The following is a 12,842-nucleotide window of genomic DNA, read 5'->3' as shown; positions in this document are numbered from 1 at the left end:
CGGGAAGCTCAACCTTGGGCCTGGGGGGAATCTGCCTTGGCCGCCTGCCAGCGGGAGAGGCCGATCAGGGCCGCCGAGATCAGCACCACCAGCATGATGGCGCCGTCCAGGTAGCCGGGCAGGGCCAACACTTCCTTTGCCCCCAGGTACAGCAGCACCGTGATCAGGCCGCGCGGCGCCAGCCAGGTGAGCGTGCCGGCGAGCGGGATCTTCGCCGCGCGCAGCATGAAGTGGCGCAGGCCATAGACCACGGCCAGAACCGCCAGGGCAGCGAGCCAGGTGCGCGGCGCAGCCAGGTCGGCAATTTCGGTCCAGTAGCCGAGCAGGATGAAGAAGAAGCCGCGCACGGCGAAGGTGAGTTCCATCACCAGCACCTTGAAACCGTTCAGGGTGTCCTCGTAGGTGTCGTCCATCCAGCCCTTGAACGGCTTGAAGCGCGTGATGATGCGCGGATTGTTCAGCGCCAGCCCGAAGAGCAGGACAAGGATGAGCGGCGACAGGTGCAGCAGCTTGCCAGCGGCATACAGCCCGAAGAGGCCGGCGAGCAGGGGGATGAAGCGGATGTGGCCGTCGATCCGCATCAGCAGCAGCACCAGGCCGACCGAGAAGGCGATGGCCAGGAGCAGCGACAGAAAACCGCCGCCGACAAGTCCGGCCAAGGCGCCGCCGGCCGATCCGCCCGAATTCACCAGGGCAAAAAACACCAGCACGCCGAGTATGTCCGAAACGGAGCTTTCGTAGACGACGAACTCCCGGCCCTTGGCTGGCAGGAAGTCGCTGCTCGGGATCGCCACCGCGCTGCTGATCACGGAGAAAGGAACGGCAAGAATCATTGCCTGGAAAAGCGTCAGCGGCAGGATGGCGGCGGCCAGCAGGGTGAATACGGCCACGCACGAGAGGAAGCCGGCCGTCGCCATGGCGATCGGGCCGCCGGCTGCCTGGAGCGCATCGCGGCGCAGGCGGATATCCAGCGCTCCTTCCAGGACGATCAGGACGAGTCCGACGGTGCCCAGCACCGGTACCACCATCTCCAGGCCATCCAGTTCAAAGCCCAAGGACGCCAGCAGGGGCTTCAGGACCAGCCCGATGCCGATCATGACGATGACCGACGGCAGGCCGGTGGCGCGGCCGAGCCGCTCCACCGCGAAGGCGGCCAGCAGCACTAGCGAGGCAATCAGGATGGCGGAATAGATCATGCGATTTCTTCTGCAGTGCGGGATCCGGGAGCGGCCGTCGCGTCGTCGCGCCAGCTTACCGGCCGCCGTCCTCCGCCACAAGGCGATATCCGCGGTTCGCCTGCGGCGTGCAACCCCGCCGGGCGGGATGTCATCCCCGGGATTCCTCGACGAAACGCGTGCGCGCCGACGCGGCGATTGCCAGCACGCAGGGATGGGTGACGCGGCGCTCGGCGGAAATGGCGAAGTACTCGGTGCGCGCCTCCGCGCTGCGGCCGAGCAGGCTCACGCCGTAGGCGGCGACGATCTCCGCCTCGACGACCGTGGGCACCGGGAAGACGCCGACGCCGGCCTGGCCGAAGGCCGTCATCAGCGCGCTGTCGTCGAACTCGCCGACGATCTTCGGCCGCAGGCGCGCCTTTTCCAGCCAGCGCATCAACTTCAGCCGCGCCGAGGAATCCTCACCCGGCACCAGCAGCGGCAGCTCGGCCAGACAGTCGGGAAATTTTTTCGCGCAGCGCGCCGCCAGCGCCGGCGCGGCGACGAAGCTCATGCCCGACTCGGCCAGGCGGTGGTTGAAGGCGCGCACGTCGAGCGTGGCCGGCAGCGGCGTGTCGGCGATGACGAGGTCGAGGCGGTGCACCGCCAGCTCGGTGAGCAGGCGCTCGAGCCGGCCTTCGCGGCAGACGATGCGCAGCGGCTCGCCGACGGCGACGGCCGGCTCGAGCAGGCGGTAGGCCAGCAGCTTCGGCAGCGCGTCGGAGACGCCGACGCGGAAGGTGGCGGGGCGCCCCTTCGGGTAATGGCGGATCGCCTGCTCGAGCTCGGCGCCGAGCGAGAAGATCTCGTCGGCATAGCTGAATGCGAGCCGGCCGGCATCGGTCAGCTCCAGCGCGCGGCCCTGGCGCGAGAACAGCGCTACGCCGAGGCTATCCTCCAGCAGGCCGATCTGGCCGCTGATGGTCTGCGGCGTCACATGCAGCGCCTCTCCGGCCCGCATGACGCCGCCTTCCTTGGCGGTTTTCCAGAAATAAAACAGATGCTTGAGGTTCATGGCAGGACTCCCCTGAAACTTCGGTAAAAACGAACTGTCGATACATAAAAATCGACTTTATTTGATTGTTGCCGGCACGTAAACTGGCTGCGTTTCTTACACAGGAGGAATCCGCCATGAGAACCGAACGACCCACCGCCATCGCCATCCCGGCCGATCGCTATGCCGGCACGGCGCCTTCGCTGCTCGCCACCCACAAAGTGCTGCGCAACACTTATGCGCTGCTGGCCATGACGCTGCTGTTTTCCGCCGTCACCGCCGGCGCCGCCGCGGCGCTGAAGCTGCCGCATCCCGGCATCGTGCTGACGCTGGTCGGCTACTTCGGCCTGCTGTTCCTGACGACGAAGCTGCGCAACAGCGGCTGGGGCGTGCTCTCGGTGTTCGGCCTGACCGGTTTCATGGGCTACACCCTCGGCCCGATCCTCAGCGCCCACCTCGCCATGCCCAATGGCCATGAGACGGTGATGCTGGCGCTCGGCGGCACCGGCGCGGTGTTCCTCGGCCTCTCCGCCTACGCCGTCGTCAGCCGCAGGGACTTCGGCTTCATGGGCGGCTTCCTCGCCGTCGGCATCCTGGTCGCCTTCCTCGCCGGCCTGGCGGCGATCTTCTTCGAGCTGCCCGCCCTGTCGCTGGCCGTTTCCGCCGCCTTCATGCTGCTCGCCTCGGGCCTGATCCTGTACGAGACCTCGCAGATCATCCACGGCGGCGAGACCAACTACGTGATGGCCACGGTCGGCCTTTACGTTTCCATCTACAATCTGTTCGTGAGCCTGCTCTCGCTGCTGGGCTTCGCCAACAACGAGTGAGGCCGCGCTAATCCGCGGAGGCCGCCATGAAGCGCATCGTCCTGTTCCTCGCCACCAACTTCGCGATCCTGGTCGTCCTCAGCATCGTCGTCCAGCTGCTCGGGCTGGAGCCGGTGCTGGCCGACGGCGGGCTCAACCTCGGCGGCCTGCTGGCCTTCGCCGCCGTCTTCGGCATGGGCGGCGCCTTCATCTCGCTCGCCATGTCGAAGTGGAGCGCCAAGCGCATGGTCGGCGCCCACGTCATCGAACAGCCGTCCTCGGAAGTCGAGCGCTGGCTGGTCGAGACGGTGCGGCGTCAGGCTCAGGCTGCCGGCATCGGCATGCCCGAAGTGGCGATCTACGAGGCGCCCGAGGTCAACGCCTTCGCCACCGGCATGAGCCGCAACAACGCGCTGGTGGCGGTGTCGACGGGGCTGCTGCGCGCCATGGACCGCGGCGAGGCCGAGGCGGTGCTGGCGCACGAGGTCTCCCACGTCGCCAACGGCGACATGGTGACGCTGGCGCTGATCCAGGGCGTGGTGAACACCTTCGTCATCTTCCTCTCGCGGGTGATCGGCCACGTCGTCGACCGCGTCGTCTTCAAGACCGAGCGCGGCCACGGCCCGGCCTATTTCGTCACGCTGATCGTGGCGCAGATGGTGCTCGGCATCCTCGCCTCCATCATCGTCTTCTGGTTCTCGCGCCAGCGCGAGTTCCGCGCCGACGCCGGCGCCGCCGGCCTGGCCGGGCGCGGCAAGATGATCGCCGCGCTCGAGCGCCTGCGCGCCGCCCACGAGCCGGCGCCGCTGCCGGACAAGATGGCCGCCTTCGGCATCTCCGGCGGCGCCGGGGCGGGGCTGAAGCGCCTGTTCATGACCCATCCGCCGCTCGAGGAGCGCATCGCCGCGCTGCAGCGCGGCGTCTGACACCGCCGCTCGCCACGGGCAGAAAGGTGAGGCCATGGGTGCATCGGCCTGGCACGTCCGCACGAAGGAAGAAGCGCTCGCCGACCTCCAATCGACGCCGCAGGGCCTGAGCGGCGAAGAGGCGGCGCGCCGCCTCGCCGAACACGGCCCCAACCGCCTGCCGCCGCCGAAGAAACGCGGCCCGCTCCTGCGCTTCCTCGCCCAGTTCCACAACGTCCTCATTTACGTCCTGCTCGCCGCCGTCGCCGTGACGGCGGCGCTCGGCCATTACGTCGACAGCGGCGTCATCCTCGGCGTGGTGCTGGCCAACACCGTCATCGGCTTCTTCCAGGAAGGCAAGGCGGAGGCGGCGCTCGACGCCATCCGCGGCATGCTCTCGCTCACCGCTTCCGTGCTGCGCGACGGCCGCCGCCGCGAGATTCCCGCCGAGGAACTGGTGCCCGGCGACATCGTCTTCCTCGCCTCCGGCGACAAGGTGCCGGCCGACCTGCGCCTGGTCGAGGCACGCAGCCTGCGCGTGGATGAAGCCGCGCTCACGGGCGAATCGGTGGCGGTGGAGAAGGATGTTTCCCCCGTTGCGGCGGATGCGCCGGTCGGCGACCGCCGCCCGATGGCCTATTCCGGCACGCTGGTGACCTACGGCCAGGCGAAGGGCCTGGTGGTGGCCACCGGCGAGGCCACCGAGATCGGCCGCATCGGCCGCCTGCTCGCCGAGGTCGAGGACATCGCCACGCCGCTCTTGCGCAAGATGGCGGTCTTCGCGCGCTGGCTGACCGGCGCCATCCTGGTGTCCGCCGCCGGCCTGTTTGCCTTCGGCGTGCTCGCGCGCGGCTTCTCCGCCGCCGAGATGTTCACCGCCGCCGTCGGCCTCGCCGTGGCGGCGATCCCCGAAGGGCTGCCGACCATCCTCACCGTGACGCTGGCCATCGGCGTGCAGCGCATGGCGCGCCGCCACGCTATCGTCCGTCGCCTGCCGGCGGTGGAGACGCTGGGTTCCGTCACCGTGATCTGCTCGGACAAGACCGGCACGCTGACGAAGAACGAAATGACCGTGCAGCGCGTCGTCTCCGCCGAGCGCGTGTATGAAGTCGGCGGCGCCGGCTACGCGCCGCGCGGCGGTTTCGGCGTCGATGGCGCTGCCGTGACGCCGCAAGAGGCGCCCGAGCTGGCCGGCATCGCGCGCGCCGCGGCTCTGTGCAACGACGCCGCGCTGCACGAGCGGAACGGCGAGTGGAAGCTGGAAGGCGACCCGACCGAGGGCGCGCTGCTCACGCTCGCCCTCAAGGCCGGCCTCGAGCGGCACTACGAGAGCGAATCGCTGCCGCGCGTCGACGCCATCCCCTTCGAGTCCGAGCACCGCTTCATGGCCACCCTGCACCACGACCATGCCGGCCACGCCTTCGCCTTCGTCAAGGGCGCGCCCGAGCGGCTGCTGCGGATGTGTACGCGCCAGCGCGTCGCCGGCGAGGACCGCCCGCTCGACGACGCCTTCTGGCAGCGCCAGATCGAGGCGCTCGCCGCAGCCGGCCAGCGCGTGCTGGCGCTGGCGGAAGCGCCGATGGAAAAGGGCAAGCGCGAGCTCGACTTCGCCGACGTCGAACAGGATCTCACCCTGCTGGCGCTGGTCGGCATCATCGACCCGCCGCGCGAGGAGGCCATCACGGCGGTGGCGCATTGCCGCGCCGCAGGCATCCGCGTCAAGATGATCACCGGCGACCATGGCGTCACGGCGCGCGCCATCGGCGCCGCCATGGGCATCGGCGACGGCCGCCGCGCGCTGACCGGCGCCGAGATCGAGGAACTCGACGCCGCCGCGCTGCGCAGCGCCGTGCGCGAGGTCGACGTCTTCGCCCGCGCCAGCCCCGAGCACAAGCTGCGCCTGGTGCGGGCGCTGCAGGCCGAGGGCGAGATCGTCGCCATGACCGGCGACGGCGTGAACGACGCGCCGGCCCTGAAGCAGGCCGACGTCGGCGTGGCGATGGGCCTGAAAGGCACCGAGGCGGCGAAGGAGGCCGCCGAGATGGTGCTCGCCGACGACAACTTCGCTTCCATCGCCCACGCCGTCGAGGAGGGCCGCACGGTCTACGACAACCTGCGCAAGGCCATCGCCTTCCTGCTGCCGATCAACGGCGGCGAGTCGCTCTCGCTTGTCGCCGCCGTCCTGCTGGGACTGACTTTGCCGATCACGCCGGTGCAGATCCTCTGGGTGAACATGGTCAGTTCGGTGGCGCTGGCCATGACGCTGGCCTTCGAGCCGACCGAGCGCGAGGTCATGCGCCGCCGGCCGCGTCCGCCCGACGAGCCGGTGATCTCCGGCTTCCTCGTCTGGCGCATTGTGCTGGTCTCGCTGCTGTTCCTCGCCGGCATCTTCGGCATGTTCGAGCTGGCGCTCCTGCGCGGCGCCGCCGTCGAAGAGGCGCGCACCGTCGCCGTCAACACCCTGGTGGCGATGGAGGTGTTCTACCTCTTCAGCGTGCGCTACCTGCGCGCGCCGTCGTTCACCTTCGAGGGCGTCAAGGGCACCAAGCCGGTGCTGATCGCGGTGTTCTCGGTGTTCGCCCTGCAGCTGCTGTTCACCTACGCGCCCTTCATGGAGACCTTCTTCCATAGCCGCCCGCTGTCCTTCGCCACCGGCCTGCAGGTGGTGGCGGTCGGCGTCGCCCTGCTGGTGCTGCTGGAGATCGAGAAGTTCCTGCGCCGGCGGCTGGCCGTCGGCGCCTGAGGGCGGGATTCCCGGCCGTGCGCGAATCCCTGCGCCGCCTGCTGCCCGATCCCGAGCGCCTGCGCGCCAACCGCTGGCTGCGCTGGCTGGCGCCGGCGATGCAGCACCCGCGCCTGTGGCGCCTGACCCGCCGCGGCGTCGCCCTCGGCGTGGCCATCGGCGTGTTCTTCGGCCTGCTGATTCCCATCGCGCAGATCCCGCTCTCCGCCGCCGCCGCCATCGTCCTGCGCGCCAACATCCCCACCGCCGTGGCGAGCACGCTGGTCAGCAACCCGGTCACCTATGCGCCGCTCTACTACGCCGCCTACCGCATCGGCAGCGCGATCCTCGGCGAGGAGACGCCGCGCCAGGATGCCGCGCCCGCCGCGCCGCGCGAGCCGGGCGCGCTCGGCTGGGCGGCCCATTGGTGGGACCGCATCGCCGCGCTCGGCCGGCCGCTGCTGCTCGGCATGGCGGTCATGGCCAGCGCCGCCGGCCTCGCCGCCTGGCTGCTCGCCACCTGGCTGTGGCGGCTGAAGGTGTGGTGGGACTGGCGCCGCCGCGGGCGGAGGTGAGGCGGCTGGACGCTGGCGGAAAAAGTCAGTCCCTGCAGCACGGCGGATCAATGCCCGGCGTTGCGCGGCGCGGTCCGGTGCAGGACCAGGCCGACCTTCGAGATCGCCTTGCCTTCGGTCTCCTTCACCACCAGCTCGATGTCGCCCAGGGCGACACGGTCGCCGACGACGGGCACGCCCTTGATGCGGCGGGCGAAGACCTCGGTCAGGCTGAGGCCGGCGAGTTCCGCAGGCGGCGTCACGCCGTATATGGCGCAGACCTCGGCCAGCGGCGCGGCCGGGTCGAGGGTGAAGTCGCCGAAGAAGCGGCGCTGCGCCAGCGGCGCGGGCAGCGGACGGGCGGCGAAGAGGCCGCTGATGCGGTCGACGCTGTCGTTGTGCACGAGCAGGTAGACCACGTCGCCGGCGGCGATGCGCAGCGGCGCGGCCGGGTCCTGCAGCACGTTGGCGCGGAAGGCGGCGACGACACGCTCGTCGGCTTGCAGGGGCAGGACGTCCGGCGCGAGGCCTTCGGCGGGGCTGGCCGGCGGCACGACGTAGCCGATCAGTTCGAAGCCCTTGCCGCCGCCGATGTCGAGCGCCACGCGCTGGCGCGCCTCGAAGACGGGCGGCAGTTCCAGCTTGAGGCGCCGCGCCAGCGGCGTGATGGTCCAGCCCTGGCTGACGAGCGAAACGAGGACGACGAAGAAGGCGACGTCGAAGTAGAGGTGCGCGTGCTCGATGCCGGCCATCAGCGGGAACAGCGCCAGCACGATCGGCACGGCGCCGCGCAGGCCGACCCAGGAGATGAACAGCTTTTCCGCGGCCGGGGCGCGGTAGAACAGCAGCGACAGCCACACCGCCACCGGCCGCGCGACGAAGATCATGCCGGCGGCCACCAGCAGCGCCGCCGGCGCCACCGCGATCAGCTCGGTGGGCGTCGCCAGAAGGCCGAGCACGAGGAACATCACGATCTGCGCCAGCCAGGCGAGGCCGTCGTGCACGCTGAGGATGTCCTGCGCGGCGTGCACCGGCCGGTTGCCGAGGACGATGCCGGCGACGTAGATCGCCAGGAAGCCGCTGCCGCCGGCGAAGGCGGTGGCGGCGAAGACGAACAGCCCGCCGGCCAGCGCGAGCAGCGGGTAGAGGCCTTCGGCGAGGCGGATGCGGTCGATGCCCCAGGCGAGCAGGCGGCCGCCGGCATAGCCGGCGAGCAGGCCGAGGCCCATCTGCTGGACGAAGAGGAGGCCGAGCCGCCACGACGGCGCCTCGCCGCTCGCCAGCAGCGCCACCAGCGCCACGGTGAGGAAGATCGCCATCGGGTCGTTGCTGCCGGACTCGATCTCCAGCACCGCCGACACCCGCCGCTTGAGGCCGATGCCCTGGTTGCGCAGCAGCGAGAAGACGGCGGCGGCGTCGGTCGAGCCGACGATGGCGCCGACCAGCAGGCCCTGCATGAGGCTCAGGTCGAGCGCCCAGGCGGCGATGGCGCCGGTGATGGCGGCGGTGACGACGACGCCGAGCGTGGCGAGCGAGAAGGCCGGCCGGAAGCCGAGGGCGAAGCTGGCGGTGCGCGTGCGCAGGCCGCCGTCGAAAAGGATCACCGCCAGGGCGATGTTGCCGACGATGTAGGTGGCGCGGAAGTCGTCGAAGCGGATGCCGCCCGGGCCGTCCACGCCGGCGAGCATGCCGACGGCGAGGAACACCAGCAGCAGCGGGGCGCCGACGCGGAAGGCCCAGGCGCTGACGAGGACGGCGGCGACGAAGATCAGCGCGCCGACGAAGAGCAGCTCGTTCGCCGCCTGCACTAGCGTCTCGGCGCCGCGAGCGTGTCGCGGCGGGCAATGAAGAGTTGCGGCGTCATGCGGCGATTATCCCCGAAAGCAAAAGTCAGTGCCGCCGGGACGGCGTCCGGGTCCGCTCGGCAGCACGGCGCGCTTCGGGGCGGACGGGATTTCCTGCGCCCTGGCCGGGAACTTGCCCGCCGCTGCCGGCGTCCCACGTTCGCGCCTGTGCGCAGCGCGCAGATTCCCCTACTCGACAACAGGACAAACCGCATGAACCCGGAACAGCAGAAAGCCGTCCTCACCATCGCCCTGCTTGCCGCCTTTGCCGACGGCGCCAACGACGAACGCGAGCGCGAGGAGATCCGCCGCCTGGCCGAATCGCTCGGCGCGGCGCCCGGCGCGCCCGACGTCGCCGGCCTCTACCGCGACGTCCTGCTCAAGCGCGCCGGCCTGCAGGAGGCCGCCGCCGCCCTCGCCGAGCCCGGGCACCGCCAGCTGGCCTACGAGATGGCGGTCTGCGTCTGCGACGCCGACGGGCGCGCGACGGAGGCCGAGCGCGGCTTCCTAGCCGGGCTGGCGCAGGCGCTGCGGCTCGACGCCGGCGTCACCGCGCCCCTCGACCGCCAGGGCGAGGCGATGGCGGAGCTGGCCGAGGCCGCCGCGCCGGCCGCGGCGGCCGGCCCGGTGGTGGCGGCAACGCCGAACGTGCCCGAGGCCGAGCTTGACCGCAGCATCCTCAACTACGCCATCCTCAACGGCGCGCTCGAGCTGCTGCCGCAGTCCTGGGCCTCGATGGCCGTCATTCCGCTGCAGATGAAGATGGTCTATCGCATCGGCAAGGCGCACGGCTACGAGCTCGACCAGGGCCACATCCGCGAACTGCTGGCGACGCTCGGCGTCGGGCTGACCTCGCAATACCTCGAGCAGTTCGGCCGCAAGCTGCTCGGCGGCCTGCTCGGCAAGGCCGCCGGCGGCCTCGGCAGGCAGATCGGCCGGGCCGCCACCGGCATGGCCTTTTCGTTCGCCACCACCTACGCCCTCGGCCACGTCGCCAAGCGCTATTACGCCGGCGGCCGCCAGATGGACGGCGCGCTGCTGAAGGAGACCTTCCGCAACCTGCTCGAGCCGGCGAAGCGGATGCAGGCCGAATACCTGCCGCAGATCCGGCAGCAGGCGGACAGCCTCGACATGGCGAAGGTGATGTCGCTGGTGCGCGGCCAGTAGGGCCGGCTTCGCCGCAGGCGCGCGCGTCGCCGCGCCTGCGGGAAAAAGTCAGTCTCCGCGGGACGGCGCCGTATCCAGTGCCACCAGCATGTCGCAGCGGGTCTCGAACAGCACGTGCTTGGTGACGCTGCCGAGCAGCAGCTCCTCGAGTTCGTTCTGGCCGTGCTTGCCCATCACGATCAGGTCGGGCCGCATCTCCTCGGCCAGCTCGCGGATGCCGGCGGCGGGATGGCCGTGCAGCATGCGCTGCAGAAAGTCAGTGCCGGCGGCGCGGCGCGGTTCGAGGAAGGCGCGCAGGGCGTCCTGCGCCTGCTGGCGCGCGGCGGCCCGGTAGCCCTCGAGCACCTTGTCCTCGACGCTGGCGTAGCGCAGCGTACTCTCGTAGGGCGCCTCGTACACGTGGGCGACGGTGACCTCGGCGCCGCCGGCCAGCGCCTGCGCCCATTCGAGCGCGCGCGCCGAGGAGGGCGAGAAGTCCACCGGCACCAGCAGGCGCTTGTAGGGCGAGAGCGGTTCCTGCTTGACCACCAGCACCGGCCGCCGGCTCTTGCTCAGCACCTTCTCGGCGGTGGCGCCGAGGAACAGCTCCCGCACCAGGTGCGCGCCGTAGCCGCCGACCACCACCAGTTCGGCGTCGAGCGCCTCGGCCTCCTCGGCGATCTCCACATACGGGCGGCCGATGCGCACGGCCGTGCCGGTGGCGATGCCGTATTTCTCGCCGAGGCGGCGCGCGCGTTCCTTCAGTTCGGCGCCGGCGGCCTCGACCAGCTTCTGCTCGGTCTCCAGCGGCGTGCGCTCGAGGATGTTGGTCAGTGCCTCGAGCGGCAGGCTCGGCACGACGTGCATCAGGACCAGCTTCTTCGCGCCGAGCGATTGCGCCAGCATGGCGGCGCGCGTCTCGGCCTTGCCGGCGTGGGAGGAGAGGTCGGTGGCGATCAGGATGTGTGCGGGTTTTTCCATGTCAGATCTCCTGTGGATTCAGTTCCTGGCCGATGGCGCGCGCGGCGAACTCGGCGGCGTCGTCGAAGGGCTGCAGCACGCGGTCGGCGCCGGCGTGCTCGAGCCGGAGGATGTCCGCCGGCGCGTGCGCGGTCATGGCGACGCGGCCGCCGTAGCCGTGGCGCCGCAGCGCGTCGAGCAGGCCGAGGTTCACGTCGAGCTGCGGCAGGGTGCTCACCACCCAGCGCGTGCCGGCGAGCGGCAGCGTCTCGGGAAAGGTCGGGTCCTCGGCGTCGCCGAAGCGGATCGCCATGCCGCGCTGGCGGCAATGCGCCACCGTCTCCGGATCGAAGTCTACCCCGAGCACCCGTGTTTCCAGCCGCGCCAGCCGCTGCGCCAGGTGCTTGCCGTAGCGGCCCATGCCGAAGACGATGACGTCCGCCCCGGCCGGGCCGGCCTCGTTCTTCTCGACCGCCAGCTCGCGGAAGGGCACGCGCCGCTCGAAGCGGCCGAGCCAGGGCTTGAGCCGGGCGTAGAGCGGCTGCGAGTAGAGGATCATGTAGGTCGACAGCGTGATGGTGACGAGGCCCACCAGCGTCACCAGGCCGAGCGCCTCCTGGCCGACGTGGCCGAGGGTGATGCCCATGGCGACGAAAACGATGGAGAACTCGCTGATCTGCGCCACGGTGAGGCCGGCGAGAAAGCCGGTGCGCTTGCGGTAGCCCATCCAGCCCATGATGGCCATGACGATGAGCGGGTTGCCGATCAGCACGAACAGCGAGAGGACGACGGCCGGGCCGAGGTCGCCGCCGAGCGCCGAGAGGTCGAGCTTGGCGCCGAGGTCGATGAAGAAGAACAGCAGCAGGAAGTCGCGCAGGCTGGTGAGCCGCGTGCTCATCGCCTCGCGGTAGGGCGTCGAGGCGAGCGAGAAGCCGGCGAGGAAGGCGCCGACCTCCTTGCTGAAGCCGAACAGCTCGCCGGCGGTGGCGAGCGCCGTGCCCCAGGCGACGGCGGCGAGCAGCAGCAGCTCGGGCGAGCCGGCGATCCGGCGCAGCAGGTGCGGCAGCACCCAGCGCATCAGGGCGGCGATGACGGCGAGCACGACGGCGAGCTTGACGGCGACGGTGGCGGCGATCGCCAGCCAGCCGCCGCCGCCGCCGGCATGGTGCGCGCCGAGCACCATCATCGCCACCACCACGGCGATGTCCTGCACGATGAGGAAGCCCATGGCGATGCGCCCGTGCAGGGAGTCGATCTCGCGCTTGTCGGAGAGCAGCTTGACGATGATGATGGTGCTGGAGAAGGTCAGCGCCACGGCGACGTAGAGCGCCGTCATGGCCGACATGCCGAGGGCCAGCGCGATCAGGTAGCCGAAGACGATGGTGAACAGGAGCTGGCCAAGGCCGGTGGCGAGCGCCACGCTGCCGAGGTTGCGCACCAGGTGCATGTCGAGCTTCAGTCCGACCACGAACAGCAGCAGGGTGACGCCGATCTGCGCCAGCAGGTCGATCTGGTCGCGCGCCGTCACCCAGCCGAGGGCCGACGGACCGACGGCGATGCCGACCACGATGTAGGCGACGATCAGCGGCTGGCGCAGGCGCACGCCGAGCGCGCCGACGGCGGCGGCGGTCAGCAGCAGGACGGTGAACTCGGTGTAGGCGTCGGCGAACATCTTCCGCCCCTCCCGGCGGATCGGC

At 70.6% G+C, this 12,842-nt stretch carries 10 protein-coding genes; 5 read left to right on the top strand and 5 right to left on the bottom strand.

The features are described from left to right. Positions 1-8: 8 nt before the first annotated feature. The gene (locus ROZ00_10200) at positions 9-1,196 is read right to left on the bottom strand and encodes a cation:proton antiporter (protein ID MDT3736588.1); all 1,188 of its coding nucleotides are present in this window, start codon (positions 1,194-1,196) and stop codon (positions 9-11) included. Positions 1,197-1,326: 130 nt separating this feature from the next. Continuing rightward, on the bottom strand, positions 1,327-2,229 hold the full coding sequence (gene nhaR, locus ROZ00_10195; GenBank protein MDT3736587.1) for a transcriptional activator NhaR: 903 nt from the start codon (positions 2,227-2,229) through the stop codon (positions 1,327-1,329). Between the two features lie 116 nt (positions 2,230-2,345). Between nhaR and ROZ00_10190 the strand changes: the two genes are divergently transcribed. The 4 genes from ROZ00_10190 to ROZ00_10175 are packed head-to-tail and all read left to right on the top strand — an operon-like array spanning position 2,346 to position 7,216. After that, entirely contained in the window at positions 2,346-3,035 is a 690-nt protein-coding gene (locus ROZ00_10190; protein ID MDT3736586.1) for a Bax inhibitor-1/YccA family protein, read from the top strand. 26 nt (positions 3,036-3,061) lie between these two features. After that, positions 3,062-3,940, top strand: a complete 879-nt coding sequence (gene htpX, locus ROZ00_10185) for a protease HtpX (protein ID MDT3736585.1) — start codon at positions 3,062-3,064, stop codon at positions 3,938-3,940. 34 nt (positions 3,941-3,974) lie between these two features. Then, complete coding sequence (locus ROZ00_10180) at positions 3,975-6,662, top strand: cation-transporting P-type ATPase (GenBank protein ID MDT3736584.1); 2,688 nt, start codon at positions 3,975-3,977, stop codon at positions 6,660-6,662. Between the two features lie 17 nt (positions 6,663-6,679). After that, on the top strand, positions 6,680-7,216 hold the full coding sequence (locus ROZ00_10175; protein ID MDT3736583.1) for a DUF2062 domain-containing protein: 537 nt from the start codon (positions 6,680-6,682) through the stop codon (positions 7,214-7,216). A gap of 47 nt (positions 7,217-7,263) precedes the next feature. Here the strand turns inward: ROZ00_10175 and ROZ00_10170 are convergent, their stop codons facing one another. After that, a complete protein-coding gene (locus tag ROZ00_10170; GenBank protein ID MDT3736582.1) occupies positions 7,264-9,003 on the bottom strand; it encodes a potassium/proton antiporter in 1,740 nt (579 codons plus the stop codon). A 249-nt stretch (positions 9,004-9,252) separates the two neighbouring features. Between ROZ00_10170 and ROZ00_10165 the strand changes: the two genes are divergently transcribed. After that, positions 9,253-10,206 carry a DUF533 domain-containing protein gene (locus ROZ00_10165; GenBank protein ID MDT3736581.1) on the top strand — a complete coding sequence of 318 codons (954 nt, stop codon included), beginning with the start codon at positions 9,253-9,255 and terminating at the stop codon, positions 10,204-10,206. A 48-nt stretch (positions 10,207-10,254) separates the two neighbouring features. On the opposite strand, the gene ROZ00_10160 is transcribed toward ROZ00_10165, so the two are convergent. Continuing rightward, the gene (locus ROZ00_10160) at positions 10,255-11,166 is read right to left on the bottom strand and encodes a universal stress protein (protein ID MDT3736580.1); all 912 of its coding nucleotides are present in this window, start codon (positions 11,164-11,166) and stop codon (positions 10,255-10,257) included. A 1-nt stretch (position 11,167) separates the two neighbouring features. Next, complete coding sequence (locus ROZ00_10155) at positions 11,168-12,817, bottom strand: cation:proton antiporter (protein MDT3736579.1); 1,650 nt, start codon at positions 12,815-12,817, stop codon at positions 11,168-11,170. Between the last annotated feature and the right edge of the window lie 25 nt (positions 12,818-12,842).

The sequence above is a fragment of the Denitratisoma sp. genome (genome assembly GCA_032027165.1).
Lineage (GTDB): Bacteria > Pseudomonadota > Gammaproteobacteria > Burkholderiales > Rhodocyclaceae > Desulfobacillus.
The sequence above is the reverse complement of the archived record's forward strand: the minus strand, read 5'-3'. Positions and strand labels throughout refer to the sequence as shown.